At 67.0% G+C, this 24,528-nt stretch carries 21 protein-coding genes and 1 pseudogene; 9 read left to right on the forward strand and 13 right to left on the reverse strand.

Annotated elements, in window-relative coordinates; all coding sequences use genetic code 11:
• The first annotated feature begins 140 nt into the window (after positions 1–140).
• From C4901_RS15870 to C4901_RS15880, 3 genes are read left to right on the forward strand one after another with little or no spacing between them, the layout of a single operon-like run.
• A complete protein-coding gene (locus tag C4901_RS15870; RefSeq protein ID WP_110138618.1) occupies positions 141–1,451 on the forward strand; it encodes an ISNCY family transposase in 1,311 nt (436 codons plus the stop codon).
• A 2-nt stretch (positions 1,452–1,453) separates the two neighbouring features.
• Positions 1,454–2,344 (forward strand): DUF4338 domain-containing protein, encoded by an 891-nt coding sequence (locus tag C4901_RS15875; protein WP_110135819.1) that lies wholly within the window; start codon positions 1,454–1,456, stop codon positions 2,342–2,344.
• Positions 2,345–2,380: 36 nt separating this feature from the next.
• Positions 2,381–2,647 (forward strand): outer membrane beta-barrel protein, encoded by a 267-nt coding sequence (locus C4901_RS15880; RefSeq protein ID WP_110138157.1) that lies wholly within the window; start codon positions 2,381–2,383, stop codon positions 2,645–2,647.
• 8 nt (positions 2,648–2,655) lie between these two features.
• Here C4901_RS15880 and C4901_RS15885 read toward each other — a convergent pair whose 3' ends face one another.
• On the reverse strand, positions 2,656–3,399 hold the full coding sequence (locus tag C4901_RS15885) for a pteridine reductase (protein WP_110138158.1): 744 nt from the start codon (positions 3,397–3,399) through the stop codon (positions 2,656–2,658).
• A gap of 55 nt (positions 3,400–3,454) precedes the next feature.
• Between C4901_RS15885 and C4901_RS15890 the strand changes: the two genes are divergently transcribed.
• On the forward strand, positions 3,455–4,606 hold the full coding sequence (locus C4901_RS15890) for a class I SAM-dependent methyltransferase (protein ID WP_168185779.1): 1,152 nt from the start codon (positions 3,455–3,457) through the stop codon (positions 4,604–4,606).
• Positions 4,607–4,627: 21 nt separating this feature from the next.
• Here the strand turns inward: C4901_RS15890 and C4901_RS15895 are convergent, their stop codons facing one another.
• The 3 genes from C4901_RS15895 to C4901_RS15905 form a co-directional block, all read right to left on the reverse strand.
• Entirely contained in the window at positions 4,628–7,126 is a 2,499-nt protein-coding gene (locus C4901_RS15895; RefSeq protein WP_110138160.1) for a nitric oxide reductase activation protein NorD, read from the reverse strand.
• Positions 7,123–7,971 carry a CbbQ/NirQ/NorQ/GpvN family protein gene (locus C4901_RS15900; protein WP_110138161.1) on the reverse strand — a complete coding sequence of 283 codons (849 nt, stop codon included), beginning with the start codon at positions 7,969–7,971 and terminating at the stop codon, positions 7,123–7,125. The genes C4901_RS15895 and C4901_RS15900 overlap by 4 nt, the downstream gene beginning before the upstream one ends.
• A gap of 184 nt (positions 7,972–8,155) precedes the next feature.
• Positions 8,156–9,367 carry a multifunctional CCA addition/repair protein gene (locus C4901_RS15905; RefSeq protein WP_110138691.1) on the reverse strand — a complete coding sequence of 404 codons (1,212 nt, stop codon included), beginning with the start codon at positions 9,365–9,367 and terminating at the stop codon, positions 8,156–8,158.
• On the opposite strand from C4901_RS15905, the gene C4901_RS15910 reads away from it, so the two are divergent.
• Complete coding sequence (locus C4901_RS15910) at positions 9,368–10,573, forward strand: aminopeptidase (protein ID WP_110138162.1); 1,206 nt, start codon at positions 9,368–9,370, stop codon at positions 10,571–10,573.
• A gap of 51 nt (positions 10,574–10,624) precedes the next feature.
• Here C4901_RS15910 and C4901_RS18765 read toward each other — a convergent pair.
• The 3 genes and pseudogenes from C4901_RS18765 to C4901_RS15925 all read right to left on the reverse strand — a co-directional run.
• Positions 10,625–10,822, reverse strand: a pseudogene (locus tag C4901_RS18765) (hypothetical protein); the annotation flags it as partial.
• Positions 10,823–10,898: 76 nt separating this feature from the next.
• Positions 10,899–11,804 (reverse strand): NAD-dependent epimerase/dehydratase family protein, encoded by a 906-nt coding sequence (locus tag C4901_RS15920; RefSeq protein WP_110138165.1) that lies wholly within the window; start codon positions 11,802–11,804, stop codon positions 10,899–10,901.
• The gene (locus C4901_RS15925) at positions 11,794–13,731 is read right to left on the reverse strand and encodes a transglycosylase SLT domain-containing protein (RefSeq protein ID WP_110138167.1); all 1,938 of its coding nucleotides are present in this window, start codon (positions 13,729–13,731) and stop codon (positions 11,794–11,796) included. The genes C4901_RS15920 and C4901_RS15925 overlap by 11 nt, the downstream gene beginning before the upstream one ends.
• Positions 13,732–13,799: 68 nt before the next feature.
• Here C4901_RS15925 and C4901_RS15930 point away from each other — a divergent pair, with 68 nt between their 5' ends.
• Positions 13,800–15,167, forward strand: coding sequence for an NAD-dependent succinate-semialdehyde dehydrogenase (locus tag C4901_RS15930; protein ID WP_110138169.1), 1,368 nt, complete (start codon positions 13,800–13,802; stop codon positions 15,165–15,167).
• Positions 15,168–15,213: 46 nt separating this feature from the next.
• Here C4901_RS15930 and C4901_RS15935 read toward each other — a convergent pair whose 3' ends face one another.
• On the reverse strand, positions 15,214–15,792 hold the full coding sequence (locus C4901_RS15935) for an outer membrane beta-barrel protein (protein WP_168185780.1): 579 nt from the start codon (positions 15,790–15,792) through the stop codon (positions 15,214–15,216).
• A gap of 180 nt (positions 15,793–15,972) precedes the next feature.
• Positions 15,973–17,169, reverse strand: coding sequence for a class I SAM-dependent rRNA methyltransferase (locus tag C4901_RS15940; RefSeq protein WP_110138173.1), 1,197 nt, complete (start codon positions 17,167–17,169; stop codon positions 15,973–15,975).
• 76 nt (positions 17,170–17,245) lie between these two features.
• On the opposite strand from C4901_RS15940, the gene C4901_RS15945 reads away from it, so the two are divergent.
• The 3 genes from C4901_RS15945 (at position 17,246) to C4901_RS15955 (ending at position 20,499) form a co-directional block, all read left to right on the forward strand.
• Positions 17,246–19,312 carry a thioredoxin domain-containing protein gene (locus C4901_RS15945; RefSeq protein WP_110138175.1) on the forward strand — a complete coding sequence of 689 codons (2,067 nt, stop codon included), beginning with the start codon at positions 17,246–17,248 and terminating at the stop codon, positions 19,310–19,312.
• Between the two features lie 33 nt (positions 19,313–19,345).
• On the forward strand, positions 19,346–19,738 hold the full coding sequence (locus C4901_RS15950; RefSeq protein WP_110138177.1) for a rhodanese-like domain-containing protein: 393 nt from the start codon (positions 19,346–19,348) through the stop codon (positions 19,736–19,738).
• Between the two features lie 95 nt (positions 19,739–19,833).
• Complete coding sequence (locus tag C4901_RS15955) at positions 19,834–20,499, forward strand: DUF4396 domain-containing protein (protein ID WP_110138179.1); 666 nt, start codon at positions 19,834–19,836, stop codon at positions 20,497–20,499.
• A gap of 15 nt (positions 20,500–20,514) precedes the next feature.
• Here C4901_RS15955 and C4901_RS15960 read toward each other — a convergent pair whose 3' ends face one another.
• From C4901_RS15960 to tpx, 4 genes are all read right to left on the reverse strand, one after another.
• The gene (locus tag C4901_RS15960) at positions 20,515–21,468 is read right to left on the reverse strand and encodes a hypothetical protein (protein WP_110138181.1); all 954 of its coding nucleotides are present in this window, start codon (positions 21,466–21,468) and stop codon (positions 20,515–20,517) included.
• Positions 21,469–21,474: 6 nt separating this feature from the next.
• Positions 21,475–22,416 carry a carbohydrate kinase family protein gene (locus C4901_RS15965; RefSeq protein WP_110138183.1) on the reverse strand — a complete coding sequence of 314 codons (942 nt, stop codon included), beginning with the start codon at positions 22,414–22,416 and terminating at the stop codon, positions 21,475–21,477.
• A gap of 146 nt (positions 22,417–22,562) precedes the next feature.
• Entirely contained in the window at positions 22,563–24,023 is a 1,461-nt protein-coding gene (gene gcvPB, locus C4901_RS15970; protein ID WP_110138185.1) for an aminomethyl-transferring glycine dehydrogenase subunit GcvPB, read from the reverse strand.
• Between the two features lie 7 nt (positions 24,024–24,030).
• The gene (gene tpx / locus C4901_RS15975) at positions 24,031–24,528 is read right to left on the reverse strand and encodes a thiol peroxidase (protein ID WP_110138187.1); all 498 of its coding nucleotides are present in this window, start codon (positions 24,526–24,528) and stop codon (positions 24,031–24,033) included.

Genomic DNA, 24,528 nt, shown 5'->3' on the forward strand with positions numbered 1-24,528 from the left:
AGCCCCTCCCGATACCAGCGGACTTCGGGGGCTGGACAAAAGCCGGGCATTGTTGTATAACGTCGCTGGGTCATAAAAACTCATGCGAGTGCGGCTTGGCGTTTCCATTTCTCACACTCAAATCCCTGAGCTTTGGCGCCATGATCACCGCCATCAAGGAGGTATTCAAGGGACTGCCGGATCAGCGCAAGGGGAAGAATGGCGTCTACGCAATGGAAGACGCCGCATTGGCGGCGTTTTCGGTATTCTATACCCAGAGCCCGTCGTTTCTCGCCCATCAAAGAGCGATGGAGAAGACCAAGGGGAGGAGCAATGCCCAGAACCTCTTCGAGATGGTGTTGATCCCGACCGATGCCTGCATCCGTAAGCTGCTGGATCCGGTCGACCCCCAGCATGTCTATCCCCTGTTCGAGCAGATCTTCGATGCCCTCGATGCCGGCGGCCATATCGATTCGTTTCGCGTGAAGCTCGATTCTTCCTCCCCGGAGGCCGACACGTTGCTCATGGCCTTGGACGGGACGCAATACCACCAATCCGCCGACATCCATTGCCATCAGTGCACGAAGACCGAGCACAAGGATGGCTCGGTGAGCTATTCCCACACGATGGTCAGTCCGGTCGTGGTGACGCCCGCATCCAACGAAGTCATCTGCCTGCCCCCGGAGTTCGTCGAGCCCCAGGATGGCCACGCGAAGCAGGACTGCGAAACGATGGCCGCGAAGCGCTGGTTTGCCGCCCATGGCAACCGCTACGCGGCGCGGGGCGCGACCTTCCTGGGCGACGACCTCTACGCGCGTCAGCCCCTCTGCGAGCAAGTCCTGGCCTCGGGGGGAAACTTCATCTTCGTCTGCAAGCCAAGTTCCCACGGCACTGTCTACGAATGGATCAACGACCTCCAGCGCATCAACGCGGTCCCCACCCATCAGGTCACGTGGCGCAAAGGCAGAACGGTATACACCGATACCTACCGCTTCGTCGCCGATGTGCCCTTGCGCGATCGCGACGACGCCCTCAAGGTCAACTGGCTCGAGCTCACCACCAGGGATGCCTCCGGCCAGGAGACCTACCACAACGCCTGGATCACCCGCCATGCGCTCGACTCGGACAACGTCGCAAGCATCGCCGAAGCGGGACGGGCGCGATGGAAGATCGAGAACGGTGCCAACAATGTGATGAAGACCAAGGGCTATCATCTCGAGCACAATTTCGGCCACGGCGAACAGCATCTCGCTTCGCTCTTTGCCACCTTCAACCTGCTGGCCTTCCTGCTGCATACGTTCCAGGGCATGGTCAGCGAGAAGTACCGGCTGGTACGCGAGCATCTCGGCACGCGCACGAAATTCTTCCATGATATCCAGGCGCTTACGACCTACTGGTGCTTCGAGAGCTTCGAGGCCCTGCTCGACTTCATGATCAAGGGCCTCGAAATCGAAGGGCCCGACAGTAGTTAAACATGGACGATATCCGCTTCTGCGGCCAACCGCTGGATGAGGCACAGCTTGCGCTCATCGTCGAGCTCGCCCGCCGCTATGGGCGCTTAAGCCGCCATGAGCTTGCGCTGACGGTATGCGAACTCCTGGATTGGCGCCGCCCCAAGGGCCAACTGAAATCCATCGAATGCCGGGCGCTACTCGAGAAGTTGCATGACAACGGCCGCATCTGCCTGCCGGCACTCAAGGCGGGCCGCCCCAAAGGCGCCGCTACGTCCACGCGCATGGCCTGGGACCCGGAACCGTCCCTCATCGATGTTCCGCTCGAAGCGCTCAGGCCCGTTCGTCTCGAGCGCGTGGAGACATGCGCCCAACGCGATCAGTGGCGAAGCCTGGTCGCGCGTCATCATTACCTCGGCCACCGCGTGCCCTTTGGCGCTCATCTGCGCTACCTGATCAAGGCCGCCCAGGAAAACGTGCTGGGCTGCCTCCAGTTCTCCTCGCCCGCCTGGCGCATGAGCGCGCGGGATCGGTGGATCGGGTGGGACGACGCCACCCGGGCCGCGCGCCTGCAGCACACCGTGTCAAACTCGCGCTTCCTGGTCCTGCCCCACGTGCGCGTCAAGAACCTGGCCTCCCATGTGCTGGCGCTTGCCCTGCGACAGGTCACCACCGATTGGACGGCCGCCTACGGCGTCCAGCCCCTGTTGGCCGAGACCCTCGTCGATCCCGCCCGCTTTACCGGACATTGCTATCGGGCCGCCCACTGGATCGACGTCGGTCTCACCTCCGGCCGCGGCCGCCAAGACCGCCACCATGAACGCCATGGCGCATGTCCCAAGCGCGTCTTCCTCTATCCCCTCGTAACCGACGCGCGCGAAAAACTCCAAAAGCCTTCAAGGCCCCTAGCGTAAGCCGGCAAGAAGTGATAATCGTTTCTACTTTTAGAATTGCTGGTCTACGGGCGTCTGGGCTTCGTGGACTGGTCGACGATCGGCACGAGCGGTGGCGGTGAGCATCGGGTTACGGGCCGTTCGGCGCAAAACGACATACTCGAGGAGCTGCACCAAGGGTTTTATGGCCTCGGCGTCTCCTATCGCCTGAGACCTCATGTCGGCCTACGCCTCGAATATCGCATCTACCGCGCCATGGCCGTCAACGGCCATGATCTCGACATCAACTCCGTGCTCCTGGGCGCCACCTACCACTTCGGTTGAGGCGCGTCTTAGAGCATCGTCGACCGCCCGCCGTCGACCGCCAGGATCTGGCCTGTGACATAAGGGGCGTCGAGCAGCAAAAACGCCACCGCGCGCGCGATATCCTCGGGCACGCCGGTGCGATGCAGCGGGATCCGCGCCAGTACCCGCGCGCGCTCCGCCTCGTCGGCGCCGACCTCCGGCCAGAGGATGGCGCCCGGCGCCACGCCGTTCACGCGCACGCGCGGCGCCAATTCCCGCGCCAGGGACTGCGTGAGCATGGCGAGACCCGCCTTGGCGACACTGTAGATCGGAAAATCCTGGAGCGGCCGGTGGGCATGGATGTCGATCATATTGACGATGGCGCCTGCGCGCGCAGCGAGATGGGGCGCGGCGGATTGGCAAAGAAAGAAGGGGGCGCGCAGATTCGTGCCCATGAGATCGTCCCAGTGCGCGTAGCTTGCGGTATCGAGGGGCGTCTCGTAGAACGTCGAGGCATTGTTTACGAGCAGGTCGAGCCGCCCGAAGCGCTCGAGCGCGGCCGCGACCAATGCCCGCGGGGCATCCGGCGCCAGGATGTCGGCGGCCACCAGGGCCACCGTACCGGGCCGCAACGCCTCGAGCTCCGCCTTCAGGCGCCGCGCCTCGTCCGCCGACGACCGATAGTGCACGACGACGGACAGGCCGCGCGCGTGCAGATGACGAACGATGGCGCCCCCCAAACGGCGCGCGCCGCCGGTCACCAGGACCACGGGCTCACACGACCCCTGCATCGATCCCTCCTCCTGTGCCACAATGCCCCCTCATCATGTTCAGACCTCCCTAACGATGCCAGACCCCGCCCTCCCCCCTTGGGCAACACTCGCCCCCGCCGAGCACGCCGCGCTCGCGCGCCATGAGGAGGCCCTCGACGCACTCCTCGCGCGCGGTCCGCTTGCGTTCATCGATTATATGGGATGGGCGCTCTATGACCATGAATACGGCTATTATGCCGCACGCACGGTCTTCGGGGCGCACGGGGATTATGTGACCGCCCCGCTCCTATCCGCGCACCTGGCAGAGGCCCTCGCCCGCCAGTGGGCGCCGATACTCGCCGATCGCAAAGGCTCCATCATGGAAGTGGGCTCGGGAAACGGCCAGCTGGCGGTGGATACCCTGAAGGCCCTGGGGCGCGCCGGCCGGCTCCCGGACCGCTACTGGATGATAGAGCGAAGCGCGAAGCGACGCGACGAGGCGCGGTCACGCGTGGCCTGCGAGATCCCGCAGTGGGCCGAACGGGTGTCGGTGGTCGCCGACTGGCCGGATGACGAGGCCGTGATCATCGTCGCCAACGAACTCCTGGACGCGCTCCCGGCCCAGCGATTTCGCATGCGCGAAGGTCGCGCCCACCCGCTGTTCGTGGTACGCGACGGCACCGGGACATTGGGCGTGAGCGAGGGTCCGGCGGATCGGGACATGACGACCGCGCTCGCCGACCTGGCGCTCGCCGACGGCTACGAATCCGAGGTCCTGCCGGGTGTCGACGCCTTCCTGAAGCAGGCCTCCGGGCATCTCGCGCACGGCGTGATCCTGCTCATCGACTATGGCTTCCCGCGCGCCGAATTTTACCATCCGCAACGCCGCCAGGGGACGCTCATGTGTCACTTTCGCCAGCACGCGCACCCCGATCCCTTGATCCTGCCGGGTCTTCAGGACATCACCGTCCATGTCGACTTCACGGCCGCCGCGCGCGCCGCGCGCGCGCTCGGGCTCGGGCTCGCCGGCTATACGAGCCAGGGCGCCTTCCTGCTCGCGCTCGGTATCGGTGATGACATGCCCGCCGATGAACGCGCGGCCCTGCGCGCGCGCCAGGCGATCAAGCGCCTCACGCTCCCGCACGAGATGGGGGAGCTCTTCAAGGTCATCGCTTTTAGCCGCGGCCTTGACGCCCCGCTCCAGGGCTTCCGCCTGCTCGACCGCAGCCGCGCGCTGGCCCTCTAGGCCAAGTCGCGGGCCGGCCCGTCACGTGCCCCGGCGCAGCCTGAGATAAACCTGGGGCAGACGCCGTGGCAGGTCGTCCAGTCGATCGATCACCAGAAAATGGCCGCGCCCGAAGATACGTTCCAGATAGGCCGAGCCGGAGGCATCGAGCGTGATGCAAAACGCGTGTATGCCCTGGTCCGCCGCCTCCTTCACGGCCATGCGCGTGTCCTCATGGAGGTAGCGTTCGTCGCCGCCGTCATCATAATCGGCGGGGCGACCGTCCGAGAGGATGAGCAGCAGGCGGCGCGCCGCCGGGGATTCGCCGAACCGCGCGCAGGCGTGGCGGACGGCGGCCCCCATGCGCGTGGCGAGGCGCCCGGAGAGCCCCCCGAGCATGGCCTCGGTCTCGGGCGTCAAACGCCGCGCGAAGTCCTTGATCGGATAGTAGCTCACGGCATCGCGATACTTGGAGGCAAACCCGGCGATGGCATAGCTGTCGCCGACCTCCTCCAGGGCGCGCGCAAACAGCAGGAGCGCGGCCTTCATGCGGTCCACCACCCGGCCTTCGCCATCGGCGGCCTGCTGCATGATCGAGGTCGAGAGGTCGGCGAGCAGCAGCACCCCGGTGTCGCGCAACAGGTGACGGCGCCGGCGATAGATGCGCGGCGCCGGCCGGGCCCCGGTGCGCCGGTCGGCGACATACTCCACGGCGGCATCGAGATCGAGCTCCTCGCCCTCGTTTTGGCGTCGTTGCGGCGCGACGCGACGCGGCTTCTCGGCCTGGATGGCACGCTTGAGCCGTTGCAGAACCGGGGCATGGCGGGCCAAAAGCGCGTGCGCGCAGGCGAGATCCCGTTCGACCAGGTCGCGCTCCAGTACGCGTGTCCAGTCGCGCCGATAGGTGTTGTCGCGATAGTCCCATTCCGGGTAGGGGAGACCCTCTCCGGGCGGCCGGAGTCGGCGGCGGCGCGCGCTTGCGGCGGCCGGCTGGGGCTTGCCGACACCGACCCGACCGCCCGAACCGCTCGTATCCTCGGGGGGGAGCTCCATGTCCGGGTCATGACCGGCACTGACCGGCGCCGGACGCGCCGCGGCCGGGTCGGTGGTGGGTGTAGAGCCGAGATCGGCATCGGGCTCCAGCGCTTCTTCGCGCACTGTCGCGCGGGGGTAGACGGGGCGCGCGTGATTGGGCGATCGCCCGGGGAGGTAGGCGGCGTCACGGCAGGCGAGACTCAAGCCGGGGAGCGCGGACTCCTCATACAGCGCGCGCGCCTCCACCCAGGAGGTGGTGAGGTCGGCATCGGGTGCCAGAAGCCTCGCCCACGGGCCGGAGGGGCGCACCTGCCCGGCGAGCACCCGCAGGCCCTGACATGCGAGATCGAAGTAGGCACCCGCCGGACCCTCGGGTCGGGTGGTGGCCAGATTACAAAGCCGCGGGACATGGTTGGGCATCAGCGCCTGGACGCGCGCGTCGATGCGGAAGTCCTCGCACAGATCGAACAGGACCTGAAAACGCACGAGATCCGCGCCGAAGAGCGCAAACAACGGCCGCCAGGTGACACGCTGATCGGCATCGAGCGGCGGATGGGTCATTCCGGCCATGGCGAACAACCGCTCGATGGCCCCTTGCTCATAGGTCCCGAAGTGCAAGTGGCCGGCATGGTGCAAGAGCGCGGCGAGCGCCTGTTCGCGGCTCGGGAACGCCGGCGGCACGAACAGCACGCGGCCATCGGTCTCGACGAAGGCCGGGGCCCCGACCATAAGACCCGCGGGCGCGAGCGCCGGGGTCACGCCAAACGCGGCGCGCGCGACGAGTGCCAGGAAGCGCTCATGCTCCGCGGTGCGGAATCCCGGAAGCACGGCCATCAGGGCCTCATCGCTGTCTGGCCCCTCCAGGCGGAAAAACGCCTCGCCGCGCAGGCGTCCGGCCTTCAGGACGTCGGCCCCGCGTGTCAACCACGCCATGAGCGCCTGCGTCCCCAGGAGCGCGCGCACCTTGATCGCCCCCGGCAACGCCAGGCTTGCGGGTAGATTGCGTTCGTGGGCGAGATCGGTGAGCGCACTGAGGACCTCCCAGGCGCCGGCGAAACCGCGCCCGGCGGCGAGATCGGCCACCGGTGTCTCGAAGAACACCGCGCCGCTTTCGGGATGGCGGCGCGCCCACTCGAGACCCACATCCCCCCAGCGGCGCGCATCGTCCAGCCCTAGCACCAAAACCGCCTCCGGGAAGCCCGCGAGATAGGCGGTCAGCGCCTTCCAGGATCCGCGAAACGCAAGAAAGCCGCGCGCCTGTTCCGTCCAGACATCGACCGCGCCCACATCCCGCGCAAGTCCCGGGCTTGCGCGCAGGAAGGCCTTGCCGCCGTCACGATCATGCAGAAAGAGGTCGCGGCCGGTCTGCGCCCAGCGCGCCGCGGTCTGTGCCCCGCAGGCCTCGATGGCGGGGAGCGCGGCGGTCAGGTCGCGATGGGCCACGAAGCTCAATTCCTTGAGCTCGCTCACGACCAGCGCAAGCCGCGCCTCGGGGTCGTCGATCATGCCGCCGCGAGATGCGCCTTGACAATCTCGCGCAGGGCCATGGCAAGCTCGACATCGTCCGTCAGCGGGTTGATGAGCGCCGCCTCGCCGGCCTCCAGGGGCGGCAGGCCGGCGGTGATCAAGGAGGCGGCGTAGACCAGCGAGCGTGTCGAACTGGCCTCATCGAGTCCATGATCCTTGAGCGCCCGGGCCTTGTGCGCGATCGCCACGAGCCGCGTCGCCAGTTCGGCATCCAGCCCCTCGACCTCGTTTTGCAGGATGCGCGCCTCGACCTCGGCGCTCGGGTAGCGGAAATCGATGGCCACGAAGCGTTGCTTGGTGGAGGGCTTCAGATCCTTCAGCACCGTCTGATACCCGGGGTTATAGGAGATGACCAGCAGGAAGTCCTCATGCGCCTCGATCTCCAGCCCGCGTTTTTCGAGCGGCAGGCGTCGCCTGTGATCGGTCAGGGGATGGATGATGACCGTGGAGTCGGTGCGCGCCTCGACGATCTCATCGAGATAACAGACGGCGCCGGCCTTGACGGCGCGGGTGAGCGGGCCGTCCTGCCAGACCGTCGATTCGCCGTCGAGCAGGAAACGGCCGACGAGGTCGGCGCTCGTCAGATCCTCGTGGCACGACACCGAGACCAGCGGGCGACCGAGGCGGTGGGTCATATGCTCCAGGAAGCGGGTCTTGCCGCAGCCGGTCGGACCCTTCAGCATGACCGGCAGGCGCCGCCGCCAGGCGGCCTCGAATATCGCGATCTCGCTGCCCTGAGGCTCATAGTAGGGGCCGTTTCCGGCCTCCGGGGCCTGCACGATATCGCGCTCCACGCCCCGCAATCGATCGATCAAGCCACGCATTCACATCCCTCGTCCATTAGGGGCTCATGATACATCCCCAGGCGATGAATGCCACCGCCCGGCGCGGGAGCCCGCCCCCGCCGGCGCCTCGGTTTCGCGACACGAAACCGTCCCCATGCTCGTCTCGCAAGGGCCACTGCGATGCCGGTGGCGGGGCAAGACACGCGACCGGGGCGCAAGGGTACTAGTCCGTCTTCAGGGCGGCGATGAGGTCTATGCGCGATGCGCGGATGCGGTCCCGTATCTGGTCCCCGGCAAGGCCCAGGGCCGCCCAGTCGCGGCCCGATACCGCGGCCGCCGCATCCCGCGCCGCGCGCAGCCATTGGGCCTGCGGATAGGGGCAATCCTCGAGACCCGAGCGGCCACGGGCATCGGCCTCGCAGGCCCCGAGGAACTCCAGGAAACGCCCCGGCCTCCGGAATCCGTCGACGGCCTCGATGAGGCGCAGGACGGTCACCGGCCGCAGGCGCATGGCGGTATGGACCTGAAGGTGGTAGCCGGCCACGGCGCGCGCCAGCGCGCGATGCTCCGCCGGGGCCTTGAGGCGCGCGCACACCTCGTCTACGAGGCCCAGGCCGCGCGCCTCATGACCCTTGTGCGAGGGCCATTCGGCGCGGGGGGTAAGCCCCTTGCCGAGGTCATGCAAGAGCACCGCGAACCGCGCGCGCGGCGTGAGCCCCAGGCGCACGGCCTGCCGGAGCGCCAGCAGGACATGCGCGCCGGTGTCCCCCTCGGGGTGGTGGGCGGGCGGCTGCGGGATACCGAACAGGCGGTCGATCTCCGGAAACTGCACCGCCAGTGCCCCGCAGGCGCGCAGCACCTCGACAAAGAGCCAGGGGTGCGGCTCCCCCAAGGCGCGGTCGAGCTCGGTGAATACGCGCTCCGGCACCAAGGCGGATGCCTCGCCGGATGCGACCATGGCGCGCATGAGCGTCATGGTCTCGGCGGCCACGGTGAAACCGAAGCGCGCCGCGAAGCGCGCCACCCGCAGGATGCGCACCGGGTCTTCGGCAAACGCCGGACTGACATGACGCAAGACCCCGGCGCGCAGGTCGGCATGGCCCCCGTAGGGATCGATCAACGCCCCGTCCTCGGCGCGCGCCATGGCGTTGATGGTGAGATCGCGGCGCCTCAAGTCCTCCTCGAGGGTCACCGTGGGATCGGCATGCACCGCGAAGCCGCGGTAGCCGGGGGCGGTCTTGCGCTCGGTGCGCGCGAGCGCATACTCGCAGTGGGTCTCGGGATGAAGGAACACCGGAAAGTCCATGCCCACGCGCCGGAAGCCGCGCGCCTCCATCTCTTGCGGCGTGCTGCCGACCACGACATAATCGCGATCGATGACCGGTCTCCCCAGGAGATCGTCGCGCACCGCACCGCCTACCAGATAGGTCTCCATATGTCCCGCGAGCATGTCGGCCAAGGCCGCCATTGTATCGACTTCGCGCTCGCCGTGCTTGTCGCGGGGGCCTTATCCGGGTGCGCGCTCCCCTATTACACGCAGGCCGTGGAGGGCGAGGTCGGCATCATGCGCGCCGAACGCCCCATCGCTCGGGTGCTCGCCGATCCGGGCGCTCCACCGGCGGTCAAGGAACGGCTGCGCTACGTTTTGAAGGTGCGGCGATTCGCGCGCACGCGCCTGGGGCTCGCGCTCCACGGCAATTATCGCGACTACGCCGACCTCCATCGCCCCTATGTGGTGTGGAACGTCTTCGCCGCCCCCCGTCTTAGCCTGGCACTGAAACGCTGGTGCTTCCCGTTCGCGGGCTGCGTGGCCTATCGCGGCTATTTCTCGCAAGCCGCGGCCCAGCGCTACGCACACGCCCTGGCGCGCAAAGGGTATGACGTCTTCGTGGGGGGCGTGCCGGCCTTTGCCACGCTCGGTTACCTGCACGACCCGGTTTTGAGCACCTTTCTCGGGTACCCGCGGACGACCATCGCGCACATCGTCTTCCACGAACTGGCGCACGACCTCATCTATGTACCGAACGCCACCACTTTTGATGAATCGTTCGCCGATGCCGTGGCCGCGGTCGGGGTCCACCGTTTCCTGGACTCCGAGGGGACTTTGGCCGAACGCGCGCTCTATCGGCGGCGGCGTGGCCGCCATGAGGCCGTGCTCGCGCTCATGAGCGCTTGCCGCGCGCGCCTTAAGCGGATCTACCGCGATCCGGCCTTGAGCCCGGCGCAGAAACTGAAGGCCAAGCGCGCCGCCTACCGTGCGCTGCACGCGGGCTTCCTCGCGCTCGTGCGCCGCTGGCATGGCAGTCACGGCTACCGCGCCTTCTTTCACGAACGCTTCAACAATGCCCTGCTGGGCGCCTACATGAGCTACGAGAGCCTGGTGCCGGCATTCCGCCGGCTGCTGGCCCTGGAGGACGGCGAACTTCCGGCCTTCTTTCGGGCGGTGCGCTGGTACGGGAGGCTCCCGGCGCCGTTCCGTGACCGCGAACTGCGCAGCCGCAAAGACCTAGTCGAGCGTCTGCCCGCCCTTCAGCACGCGCAAGCGCGCACCGGCCTCCAGGGATCCGCGGGGCGCCTTGTGGGCGCGCAGGGCCCGCGCCTGCCGCGCGTGGTCGAGCACCGGGCGCACAATCAGGCGTAGGCCCTTTAGGTACTTGCCGTTCATGGCATTGACCGCGAGTCGGGCCTGACCTTCGTCAGCGACCGCGACAAAGGCATACCCGCGGGCCTCGCGGTCCCCGCCGGGGGGCGCCAGGCGCACGAATACGATATGCCCGAGGCCCTCGAATATGAGCTCGAGATCGGCCTCGGTGACCGTCCGGGACAAATTCCCGATGTAAAGATTCATAGATCGCAAACCCCCTCGTAAGGCCGCACACCGTCGCCGCATCCATTAGACGTTAGCAGACGCTAGGAGCCGGCAACACGCCCCGTTCGTCCTTCCGTCCTCCGGGTGCCGCCGTGCGTCAGCAGGGTTCGGGGATGAGGTCCTTGAGCGCCTCGCGGAAGGGTCTGGGGGTCACACCGAGATCGGGCAGCCCGGGGACTTCGGCCGGGCATACCGATCCCGCGCGCAGGGTGCGCCACTGATCGATGGAAAACGGGCCCCCCGGCCAATGGCCGAGGACGCGCGCCAATAGAAGGCTCGTAGCGGACGAAAGCCTGCGCGGACGGGCACGGCCGGAACGCTGGGCAATGGCGGCCACGGCCTCCCAAAGCGTCATGACCTCGGGGCCGCAAAAGCCATAGTCGCGGCCGGCAGCGGCCGTGCGCGCCAAGATCGCAATGATCCCCGCGGCGACATCGTCGACATGCACGGGGGCCATGGGGCTGTCGGCGAGCGGTACCGGGAGTCCCAGCGGCGCCCAGCGCAGGAGCCGTTGGAAACGGCCCACGAAGTGGTCACCCGCCCCATAAATGACGCTCGGCCGCACGACAATGGCGGCCGGTGCCAGGGCCCGCAGCCGCTGCTCACCGCGCGCCTTGCTGCGCAGATAGCGGCTATCGGAGGCAGCATCGGCGCCCGCGGCGCTCACCTGCACGAGCCGTAGCCCGCAGCCGGCGCGGGCCACGCGCGCCGGCAGCTCCTCGTGCACCCGCACGAAATCCCCCGGGGCCCGTTCGTCCAGGATACCGACCAGATTGACGAGCGCCGCGGCGCCAGCCACGACTTGCCGCAGGAAGCGCTCGTCATGGACATCGCCTTCCCATAGCTCCAGGCGCGGAAGGACCAGCAGGTCGCGATGGCGATCGGGGCGACGCGTCACGAGTCGCAGCCGATAGCCGCGATGATGCATCTCGCGAACCAGCGCGCGACCCACGAAACCGCAGCCCCCGAGCAGAACGACGAGCGCGCCCGGCCTAACCCCCATTCGCGGCCAGCTCGACGGCCGGAGGGATAGGCTTCATGCGGGTCAGCAGCGCATCCTGGCGACCCTTTAGCAGGTAGTCATAGATCGCGGTAAACGCCAGGACATTCTTGACATAGCCTCGCGTCTGGCGATAGGGGATGGTCTCTATCCAGATATCGGCGGGAAGGGGTGCGCGCACCGGGAGCCAGGAAATGGCCGCGGTCGGCCCGGCGTTGTAGGCGGCGGTGGCCACCGGCTCCTCGCCGCGCGCGCGCAGCAGGACGTCCGCCAGGTAGCGCGTCCCCACGTCCACGTTGTTGGCGACGTCGATCAGGTCGCGATCGCCGGTGATCGGCAGATGGATCTCGCGGGCAGTGATGAATCCGGTCTGCGGCATGAGCTGCATGAGGCCGAGCGCGCCGACATCGGAGCGCGCATCGAAAATAAACGCGCTCTCCTGGCGGATGATGCCGTACACCCACGCCGCGTCGATCTTGTTGCGTCCGGCATCGGCCTCGATGAGGGAACGGTAGAGCAAGGGAAAACGGATGCCGAGCGCATGCTTGGCCTGGGTGCCGGCAAGCGTCAGGATCGCGCAATCGCGCCAGCCCCACTGCGAGGCGAGCAGGCCCGCGGCCTCGATCTGATCCTCGGAAAGCCCATGCAATGCCTGAAACCACTGCGCCCGCGCCTCGCGGTGCTGGTGCAAGCGGAAGAGCTCGTGGGCCATGCGAATGCCCGGCAGGCGATCGACGGCCCGCAAGAGCCCCACGGGCTCGGTCAGAGGGACATTCGGGATGTGATAGGGTCGTCCCAGCCGGTCGGCCGCGAGAAATCCGTAGTAGCCAAAGCGTCCCGCGAGCCTCGCGAATATCGCCTGGGCAGCCCGGGCATGGCCGCTCGCGGCCAGCGCCCGCGCCCGCCAATACCGCCACTCCTGTCGGTGTTGCATGGCAGGCGGCATGGCGTCAATGAACATCAGCACATCGCCCCACGCACGTTCGCGTAACGCGGCGCGCACCCGCCAGCGGACAAGCCGGCCATCATTCGTGCGCGGGACCGCGGCCGACAGCCACGGCAAGGCCTCGGGTAAGTGGTCTTTAGCGGCTATCAGTCCAAGTCCGCGCAGGACATAATTATTGTCTTCTCCGGGCAGCGGCTGGCGCGCGCGCAGCTGCTGCCAGAGCGACATGGCGAGCGTCGGACTGCGCCAACCGAGCGCCACCACCGCCGCGCGCACCATGTGACGGGCGCGTTTTAGGGTCAGCGGATAATCGATGTGCGCCAACGCGCGCGCGGGGTGCGCGGTGAGCACGAGCCAACGATGCACCCACAGGGCGTGCGCCGGCGATAACACCGGGCGCAGGCGCTTGACGAGGGTGACATTGCCGGCGTGCATGGCAAGTTTGGTGCGCGCCCACAACAGCGATTGGCTCGCCCCGCCCGCACGCAGCCAGTGCGCGGTCAACCCCTGGCAGCTGCGCGGCAACGATTGTCCGGTCAGCCACAACGCGCGCACCGCTGACGCTACGTCCTGCCCCGCGCGCGCACGCGCGGCGAGGTCGTAGCAATGCAGGCTGACATCGGAGCCGAGATTCGGTTCGTAGGCCGCGAGAAAGCGCTTGTCCTCATGCCGGTGGGCCAGGAACGTGAGCCAGGCGCGGCGCAGCTTGGCGGTCACGGGGAGCTTTGGGTAGCGCGCGAGGAATGCCGCCACCGCCCGTGGCCGGTCGTGGCGCATGCGATCCATGAGATAGTGGTAACGCAGGTAGGGACGGGCGATGTAGCCGTCCAACTCATGATAGAGATGCCGGAACGTGCCGTAACGCGCCTCGTTCAGGGCTGTCAGCGCCTGACGATAGCGCAGCCTGTCGAGCGCCAACGGGGTATTCGCGTAGGCCACGCTCGAAAACGCCAAGGCGAGAACGAAGGTTTGGGCAAGGCGCACGGGCCTGACTGCAGTAACGAGATGGAATTACTATACTTGAGCCAATAAACAGTGCAAGGGATGGCGCCATGTCATTCGACAGCATCAATCCGGCGACCGACGAAAGGGTCGCAAGCTTCCCCGAAACCCGGCCGGACGGGGTGGAGGCGGCGCTTGTGCGCGCCACGCAGGCCGCGCGCGCATGGCGGGGGCACAGCGCGCGCGAGCGTGGCGCGTTCCTGCAAAAGGTGGCCACGATCCTGCGCGCCGGGCGTGACCGCTACGCCGACATCATCACCCTCGAGGTCGGCAAACCGGTGACCGAGGCCCGCGCCGAGATCGAGAAGTGCGCATGGGCCTGCGACTACTACGCCGAACACGCCGAACGCCTGCTCGATGACGAGCCGGCCGGCATCGGTGATGCGGATGCGCGGGTGGCATTCCTGCCGCTGGGCGTCATATTGGCCATCATGCCGTGGAACTTCCCGTTCTGGCAGGTGTTTCGGTTCGCCACCGCGGCGCTCACCGCCGGCAATGCGGCCCTGCTGAAACACGCCGCGAACGTCCCGCAATGCGCCCTTGCGATCGCCGGGATCTTCCGCGAGGCCGGGGCCCCCGAGGGTCTTTTCCAGACACTGTTGGTGCGCGCGCCGGCGGTCGCGGCCCTGATCGACGATCCGCGCATCCACGCCGTCACCCTGACAGGCAGCGAGGCCGCGGGACGCGCGGTGGCCGCGGCCGCCGGACGCGCCCTGAAAAAGACCGTGCTCGAGCTCGGCGGATCGGATGCCTTCATCGTCCTGGCCGATGCCGATCTCGACCGCGCCGCAGAGGCCGCGGTCATGTCCCGCTACCAGAACGCCGGACAAAGCTGCATAGCCGCCAAGCGCCTGATCCTGGTGGAGTCCGTGGCCGAACCCTTTCTCGAACGCTTTACGCGGCGCGTCAAGGCCTTGAAGGTGGGCGACCCGCGCGACCCGGAGGTGCTCATGGGTCCGCTGGCGCGGCGTGATCTGCGCCAGGCCCTCCACGAGCAGGTGAGCGAGGCCTTAAGTCACGGGGCCACGGCACGCCTCGGTTGCCAGATCCCCGAAGGGCCCGGCAGCTACTATCCGCCGTCGATCCTCGACCATGTGCGAGCGGGCATGCGCGCCTATGGCGAGGAACTCTTCGGCCCGGTGGCAACCATCCTGCGCGCGCGCGATAGCGACGAGGCGCTGGCGCTCGCCAACGACAACCGCTATGGCCTCGGGGCCAGTCTATGGACCGGCGATGCGCGCCGCGGGGCGGCCCTGGCGCGACGCCTGGAATCGGGATCGAGCTTCGTGAACGCCCCGGTGAAGAGCGACCCCAGGCTACCCTTCGGAGGCGTGAAGGCCTCGGGCTACGGACGGGAGCTTTCGCTCTATGGTGTGCGCGAGTTCACCAACATCAAGACCTTGTGGATCGCGCCGTGAGTACGGTGCCCGCGGGCCCGGAATCCCGGGCCCGCGCCGCCGCTCGCTAGAAGCGAAACAGCAGACTGCCGCTGTAGAACTGCGTGTCGTTATGGGGAATGAGAAATTGCTGCCATTGTCCACGCAGGGCCAGATGGCGCGCAACGTTGATCTGCACGCCGGCGCCGTAATCGGGGTGCGTGCCGTCATGGGTCACGGTCGTGGAGACCGGAGTGACCGTGCGCGTGCGGAATCGCGAGCCGCCGCCCTCGACAAAGAGCGAGAACACCGGCGTAAACGGAAAACTGAGCAGCCCGTTGACGTCGTAACCGCGATTGCGGATCTTCTCGGAGCCCACGGGCGTGCCGATGCTGTCCGTGCCCAGGTTCTGGTAGCCGCCCTGGATCGCAAAGAAGCGGTTGAACGCATAACCGATGAATGCCTTCCAGGCGGGCCGGGTGCGCTTGAAATTGACAAACGGCCCGGGGACGCTGGAACTCAGATTGCGATTGCGCGCCCCGCCGCCGCCGGCGCCGATATAGAGGCCTGATAGCGGCGCGCCCCAGTAATGGGCCGAAGCGACCACCGGCGCGAGCGTAAACGCCGCCATCATCCCTGTCTTGACGAGTGCTCCTTTCCTTATCATTGCGTGTCCTCCGTTTCTGACCTCGCACGGTTGGACAAGAAAATTCCCTGCCCGTTTTCCCTGCGCACGCATTCTAAGGGGGCCACCGGTCCCGCGTATCCGCCTAAAGAAACGGCCCGGCTCGCAAAATTCCGCGCAAAACGCCTCGTCACGGACCGGCGGCGGCGGCGACAACCGGCACTAGAGGACCGACAAGGAGCGTGCCACAAAGGCCTTCAGGTAGGCAGTCTCGGGGATCGCCGGATGGATCGGATGGTCGGGGCCCGCCCCACCCTCGTCTGCGAACTGGATCCCGCGCCGCAGGCGCATGGCCGCCTGCGCCACGACCCGCGCCAGGGTCTCGCGCTCCAAGTGATGCGAACACGAGGCCGACAGCAAGACACCGTCCGCCCCAAGGACCGCGAGCGCCGCCTCGTTGAGCCTCTGGTAGGCACCAAGCCCCGCCTCGTAATCCTTGCGGCGCTTGATGAGGGCGGGCGGATCCACGATCACCACATCGAAACGCTCGCCCGCGGCGTGCAGCTCGCGCAACACCTCGAAGACATCCCCGTGGACGGTGGCCACATGCGCGGCCACGCCATTATCGGCGGCATTGCCGCGCGCATAGGCGAGTGCCCGGTCGGAGGCGTCCACGAGTGTGACGTGATCGGCGCCGTGGGCGGCGGCCTGGATCCCGAAACCGCCGACATAGCTGAAGAGATCCAGGACCCGGGCGTGCGCCACATAGGGCAAAAGCCGCGTCCGGTTCGGTCGCTGGTCGTAGAACCATCCCGTCTTCTGACCCACCCCCAAGGCCACGCGAAACCGGCAGCTACCCTCGACGACCGTGATCTCGGCCGGCGGTTCACCGAGCGCCGCCTCGACATAGGAGGGCAGACCCTCGAGCGCGCGGCTTGCGGTATCGTTGCGCACGAGAACACTGCTCGGACGAACCACCTGATCCAGGGCCTCGATCACATCCGTCTTCAGGCGCTCCATGCCGGCGGTCGTGAACTGGGCGACCAGCACATCGCCGTAACGGTCGACGACGAGGCCCGGTAATCCATCGGCCTCGCCGAAGGCCAACCGATAAAAGGGGGCGGTGTAGATACGCTCGCGCCAGGCAAGCGCCTCGTGCAATCGCGCCACGAGAAAATCGCGGCCGATCACGGCGTGCGGGTTTGCGCTCACGATGCGCACGCTTATGAGCGATCGCGGATTCACATAACCCACGCCCAGACACCGGCCGCGCGCGCTCTCGATCCGCACGGCATCGCCCGGCGTGAATGCCGTAAGGGGTGTGGCATCGCAATCGACCTCGTTGCTGAATACCCACAGATGGCCGGCGCGCAGGCGCCGGTCCTCGCGCGGCCGCAATCGAATGACGGGGAGAGACATGGCGCCATTATACCAAGAACGGAGCGCCTCCCGGGACAAGCGGCGTACAATGGCGCTTTGGGGACAGGGATACGTCATGGATACAAACAATCTCAACAACCGGCTCGGCGGCGAGACGAGCCCCTATCTGAAACAGCATGCCGACAACCCGGTGGCCTGGCAGCCCTGGGACGAAACCGCCCTGCGCGAGGCGCGTAAGGCCGATAAGCCTATCCTCTTGTCCGTGGGATATTCAGCGTGCCACTGGTGTCATGTGATGGCGCATGAGTCATTCGAAGACGAGGCGGTGGCGGCGGTCATGAACCGCCTGTTCGTATGCATCAAGGTCGACCGCGAGGAGCGCCCGGACCTGGACCGAATCTACCAGGCGGCGCACAACCTGCTCGCGCGCCGCGCCGGGGGATGGCCGCTCACCATGTTTCTCGCGCCCGACGATCTGACGCCATTTTTCGGGGGGACCTACTTTCCCAAGGAGGCGCGCTTCGGGCTGCCGGCATTTCCCGATCTGCTCGTCCATGTGGAGCGCTACTTTCGCGAGCACCGCGCGGAGCTGACCGCCCAGGGGCCGCGCCTGCGCGAGATCCTGGCCGCCGGCGATGCGGTCACGGTGGCACCGGACGCAACGGCGGATGAATCCCCGGCGGATCGCGCCGTGGCGGAACTCAAAGGGCAATTCGACACGGTCGACGGCGGATTCGGGGGCGCCCCGAAATTTCCCCATCAAGGCGGCGTGCGCCGGCTGCTGCTGGCGTACGCCCGCCACGCGGACCCGGAGGCGCTATCCATGCTGCGCGCGACTCTGCACGCCATGGCCGACCGCGGGCTCTATGACCATCTGGAGGGGGGCTTTTTCCGCTATAGCGTCGATGCCCAATGGTCCATCCCCCACTTCGAGAAGATGCTCTACGACAACGCGCAGCTCATCCCGCTCTATGCCGAGGCCTTCGCGGCCACTGGTGATATCCGTTTCCGGGACGCGGCGATAGCGGCCGGCGACTGGGTACTGCGTGACATGGAGGCCCCGCAAGGCGGCTACTACGCCACCCTCGACGCCGACAGCGGCGGCGAGGAGGGGGCCTTTTATCTGTGGCAGCGATCGGAGTTCGAGGAATCGCTCGATGCCGACGAGAGGGCGGTGGCGATCCCATATTATGGCCTGGACAAGGCGCCGAACTTCGAGGGGCACGCCTATCATCTCGTGATCGCAACCCCCCTGGAGGACGTCGCGGCCCGTGTGGGCCTGCCGCTGGAGGAGGCGGCGCAACGTCTTGCGCGGGCGCGCGACAAGCTCATAGCCGTGCGCGCAAGACGCGCGCGCCCGGGCCGCGACGACAAGATCCTGACGGCCTGGAATGGTCTTATGATCAAGGGCCTTACGCGCGCCGGACGGCTCCTTCGCGTCCCGCGGTTTGTCGACTCGGCGTGCCGGGCCTGTGATCGCATACGCGTGGATCTCTGGGATGGCGCGCGCCTGTCCGCGGTCACCAAGGATGGCCGCACGAGCCCCTACGGTTATCTGGACGACTACGCCTTCCTGCTCGATGGGGTGCTCGAACTCCTGGCGACGCGCTGGCGCCAGGATGATCTGGTCTTCGCCCAGGCCCTGGCCAAGCGGCTGCTTGCCGATTTCGCGGATCACGAGCATGGCGGCTTCTACTTCACCGCCGGCGACCACGAGACCCCCCTCTACCGGCCCAAATCCTTCTCCGACGATGCCCTGCCATCGGGCAATGCGGTGGCCGCCTCGGCGCTTTACCGTCTCGCCCACCTGCTCGCCTGCCCGACGCTCGAGGCCCCCGCGCGAAAGGCGGTCGATGCCGGGCTCGCGGCACTGGCCCACTACCCGTCCATGCATGCCGCGCTGATCGAGGCCTGGGAAGACGCCGCTGATCCACCGGCGATCATCATCCTGCGCGGGGCGCAGGACGCGCTCGCCCGGTGGCATGAGCGCGCGCAGGCCGGCTTTGCGCCGCGCCGCGCGGTCTACGCCATCCCCGACGACGCCCAGGACCTGCCGCCCGGGCTCGCGGCCCGCGCGCCCTTAGACGCGGTGGTCGCCTATGCCTGTCAGGGCCTGCGGTGCGAGGCGCCGGTGAAAGACGAGGCCGGCTTCGAGGCCGTGCTCGAACGGACTATGCTGTGATGACGACAACCCATTATTGAGGACGAGCCCGTCATGCCCATGACCATCGGCGACTTCGTCGCCCGTGCCCGCAGCCGCATCCATGAGATCCCCGCCGAGGAACTCGACAATCTCCTTGAAGATAACGAGGCGGTACTCGTGATCGATGTGCGCGAACCCGCGGAGTTCGCATCCGGCCATATCCCCGGGGCGATCCTGATCCCGCGCGGCACGCTCGAGGGGGCTGCCGACCCCGCGAGCCCGCATCGTGTCGAACCCCTGTGCTCGGCCCGGGAGCGGCTGGTGGTGGTGTACTGCGAATCCGGGGCACGTAGCGCGCTCGCCGCCGACACCCTACAGCAGATGGGCTTTGATGATGTCCGCAATCTCGCCGGCGGTTGTGTCTTGTGGGAGGCGGAAGGCCTGCCGCTCGTGGCGGACGACTGAGGGGCGCACCGGCCCCCGTCGCGCGGACGATGGCGGGGAGACAGGCATTCCCTTAGCCTCCCGGGACGCATCCATCCTGTCCGAGCGAGGCCGCCATGCCCTACCCCTCGGTCCTCGCGGACCTCGCATGGGTCTCACTGATCGTAGCGTGCGGATGCGCCGGTTTCATCATCATCGATATCGCGCGCGGCCGCCGTCAATCGACGGGTATCATGGAGGTCACATGGCCCGTCACCGGCCTCTACATGGGTCCCCTCGGGCTTTTCTTTTATCTCTGGTTCGGGCGCGCGCCCGCAAGGGGTGGCCGGGTATCGCGCCGGTCGCGGTGGCAAGGAGTATTCGTCTCCGCCAGCCACTGCGGGGGTGGGTGCACGCTCGGAGACATCATCGCCGAGGGGACGCTTTACCTGACCGGTTGGCGCCTGGCGGGGAACATGCTCGCGAGCTCCTACCTGGGCGACTTCGGCTGCGCCTATCTGCTCGGAATCTGGTTTCAATATCTGCCGATCCGCGCCGCCCGCGGCCTCGCGCCCCGAAGCGCGCTGGTGGCCGCCATCAAGGCCGATACCCTATCGCTCATGGCCTTCGAGGCCGGGCTCTTTGCCTGGATGGCGCTCGTGGACGGCGTCTGGTTTCCTGGCCTCAAGGCCAACGATCCGGTCTTTTGGTTCATGATGCAAATCGGCATGAGCGTGGGCTTCATCACCACCTACCCGGCCAACTGGTGGCTCGTGCGCCAGGGCATCAAGGATGGCATGTAACAGGAATGCCGCGCCTCAGCCCTCCTGCGCGGCCGGCCGTTCGGCAACCGGGGGGACGGTCGGCTCTTTCTGCCGGCTGAACCAGTGCACGAAGGCGCCGCGCGCGGGGGCGAGACGGCTCTTCACGAGGCTGCGCCGGTCTTCCATGGCCTGCTCCTGGAAATTGCCTACATGGCGTGTCAAGGCCTCCTGGGAACGTTCCATGAGCCCGATATAGGCCTCGGTATCCAAAGGCAGTTCGAGTTCCCGGCGAATGGCGACATTGGCGCGCACCACGAGCGCCCCAAAGGCGATGCCGGCGTGGGCCGCATCGCGCAACAGCTGGGCCTCGCTTACGAGCAGCGTCTCCCGCAGTTCGCGCAGGTGCTCGACGGCATCCTCTATGGCGGCCTGGGCCTCGGCCAGGATCTGGTTCTGGACGGTCCAGAAGGCCGACTCGGTGGCCTGCGCGCGGTCCATTTCGCGCATGCGCGCCAGCGCCTCGTCGCGCCGCCCCCCGGCGGCCTCGATCAAGAGCTCCTCGGCCTTGATCTCCTCCTTCAAGCGCTTCACCGGGAGCTGCTCAACCCCCAGATCGGCGACGCTGCGCACGAAGAACTCGTTGGCCTCGACAATCGCCTGCACGGTCGCAAGCGAGCCCACGATATGCACCTTGTTGAGATCGCCTCCTATGCCGCGAATCAGCGCCTCGTGCTGGTCGGCGGCGAGATCGTCGCGCGCGAATGCCGCGAGATACTCCTGGGCATGGGCCAGGGCCTCGGCCGACTTCAAATAGACCTCGCGGCGCAGCGCCATGTCGCGCTCACGGTCACGCATCAAGGCATCATGACGCAGGCGTTCGGTATTGCGCTCCGATTCGCTGCGGTTTTGCATGTAAAGACCGCTCAGGGTGATGGTCGAGCCGGTCGTTATGGCATAGAAGATCGCCGGCACGGACTTCAGCAAGGTAAATACGGATCCCAACAACATGGAAGGCTATCCTCCGTTCAGGCGATATCCGAAGACATCCGCGAATCGTGCGCGAAAGGTCTCGGGGTCGACCGCGTGGTTTTGTGTCCCGGCGTGTTCGATCTTAAGAGCACCGAGGAGCGAGGCCACGCGCCCGGTCGTCTCCCAATCAAAGCCCTGCCCGAGCCCGAACAACAGACCGGCACGGTAGGCGTCGCCGCAGCCGGTGGGGTCGCAAACGCGCTCGGCGCATACCGCCGGGATATGATGGATGCGGCCGCCCGCGCGGATCTCCGAGCCCTCGGCGCCCTTCGTGACGATGAAGGCGCGGACACGGTCGGCGAGGGCTGCGACATCGAGGCCGGTGCGCGCGACAAGCAGCCCCGCCTCATAGTCGTTCACGCACACATAGTCGGCCTGATCAATGAAGGACAGGAGCTCGGGGCCGTCGAACATCGGCAGGCCCTGGCCCGGATCGAAGATGAACGGAATGCCGGCCTCGGCGAACTGCCGAGCATGATCGATCATGCCCTGACGCCCGTCTGGCGAGACGATCCCGAGTGTCACGCCGGCGGCGTCGGCCACGCGGTTGCGATGCGACTCGGCCATGGCGCCGGGGTGAAAGGCCGTGATCTGGTTGTCGTCGAGATCGGTGGTGATGAAGGCCTGGGCGGTGTAGGTCCCCGGCACCTCGGCCACGTGCGTGCGCGCGATGCCATGGCGGTCCATCCATTGGGCGTAGGGCAGAAAGTCCTCACCCACGGTCCCCATGGGAAGCGCCCGGCCCCCGAGCGCATTCAGGTTATAGGCGATGTTGCCGGCGCAACCGCCGAACTCGCGGCGCATGCTCGGCACCATGAATGACACATTCAGGATGTGGAGCCGGTCGGGGAGGATGTGCCGCCCGAACTTGTCCGGAAAGACCATGATCGTGTCGAACGCGAAAGATCCGCAAATGAGTGCTGTCATGTTACTTAAAAATCCTCATGACCGGGCCGTCTGTTCAATGTGGGGCGACTCGATGGCGCAGAGCATAGCGGTCATCGAGCGCCCCTCAAATCGTTGTCGGCCCGAGTGGAAGAAACACCCGATGGATGGCCCGGGAGCGGGCGGCCTCAAGCCGTGGCCGGATGAGCCCTCCAGGCCAGATCGAGCTCGCGCGCCGCGCGCACCTCATCGACCCGGCGCACGGGCAGCGTGTGGGGCGCGGCCTTCAAGAGTTCGGGCGTGGTCTCGGCCTCGGCGAGGATCTCAGCCATGGCCGCCACGAAGCCATCGATCTCATCGCGGCTCTCGGTCTCGGTCGGCTCGATCAGGAGACACTCCGGGACCATCAAGGGAAAATAGATGGTCGGCGCGTGATAACCCTTGTCGAGCAACCGCTTGGCGACATCGAGCGCGCTGACACCGCTCCTCTCCTTCAAGCCCTTCAACGTCAAAAGAAACTCATGGGCCGCGCGCCGGCCAGGGTAGGCGGGCTCGAAGCCCAGACGGCTCAGGCGCTCCAGGAGATAGTTGGCGTTCAGCGCCGCATATTGCGCGATGCGCGCCATGCCCTCGCGACCCACGAGGCGCGCGTAGACATAGGCCCGCAAGAGCACGCCGACATTGCCGGCAAAGGTGGACAATCGTCCGATCGACTGCGGCCGGGTCTTTTCCGTGATCCAGTAATAGCGCCCCCCGCTCTCGCCGACCATCGGGACCGGCAGAAACGGCAGCAGGCGCTCGCCCACCCCGACCGGGCCCGCCCCGGGGCCGCCCCCGCCGTGAGGGGTCGCGAAGGTCTTGTGGAGGTTCAGGTGAACGACATCAAAACCCATGTCACCGGGCTTCACCTGGCCGAGGATGGCGTTCAGGTTGGCCCCATCGTAATACAAGAGCCCGCCTACGGCATGCACGCGTTGCGCAATGTCCTCGATATGCCGATCGAATACCCCCAGGGTCGAGGGATTGGTGAGCATGAGGCCCGCGGTCCTCGGTCCGATCGCGGCATCGAGCGCGGCGAGGTCGATGTCGCCATCGGCGCGCACATCGATCTCGCGCACGCGATAGCCGCACATGGCCGCGGTCGCCGGGTTCGTGCCATGAGCGGCCTTGGGGATCAGGATCTCGTCACGTTCAAGGTCATTGCGGGCGACATGGTAGGCGCGAATCATGGCCACCCCCGCGAACTCCCCCTGGGCCCCGGCCATCGGCGTAAGCGAGACCGCGCGCATGCCAGTCACATCCTTCAATATCTCCTGCAATTCGAAGAGGCAGGCCATGAGACCCTGCCCCGTCGATTCCGGCGCCAGCGGATGGCGGTTCGCGAACCCCGGAAGCAGGGCCGCGACATGCGCGGCCCTGGGGTTGTACTTCATCGTGCACGAGCCGAGCGGATAAAAATGCGTGTCGATGGCGAAATTGCGCTGACTCAAGCGCGTGTAATGGCGCACCACCTGAAGCTCCGAGACCTGCGGCAAGGCGGGTGGAGCGCGCCGCAGGAGCGCAGGCGGGATATCAGCCGGCGGTGCCAACGGACGCGGCATCTGCGGTGCGTTGACGCGCCCCGGGGCGCCGCGCTCGAAGATCAGCACGCGCGGATCACTTGGCGGCGGCGATGGCCGCCGCGTAGTCCGGCTCGTGACCGATCTCGGAGACCAGTTCCGCGTGCAGGACCTTGTTCTCGGCATCGAGCACGACCACCGCGCGCGCGGTGATGCCGGCGAGCGGCCCGTCCTGGATCAGGACCCCGTAGTCGCGCGCGAAATGACGATCGCGCATCATCGACAGAGGGACCACATGCGTCGCCTCCGCCGAGCAGAAGCGGGCCTGCGCGAACGGGAGGTCGGACGACACCACCAGCACGACGGTGTTCTGATCCTTGGCGGCGTATTCATCGAAACGCCGCGTGCTGACCGCGCACACCGGCGTATCGAGGCTTGGAACGATATTGATGATCTTTTTCTTGCCCTTGAAATCCTGAAGTCCGACATCGGCGAGCGAGCCGTTGACGAGCTTGAAGTCGGGGGCCTTGGCGCCGACCTTGGGAAGATCGCCGGAGGTCGTGCATGGCGTGCCTTTGAGGGTTATCTTGGCCAT

This window comes from Acidiferrobacter sp. SPIII_3 (assembly GCF_003184265.1).
In the GTDB taxonomy this organism is placed as follows: domain Bacteria; phylum Pseudomonadota; class Gammaproteobacteria; order Acidiferrobacterales; family Acidiferrobacteraceae; genus Acidiferrobacter.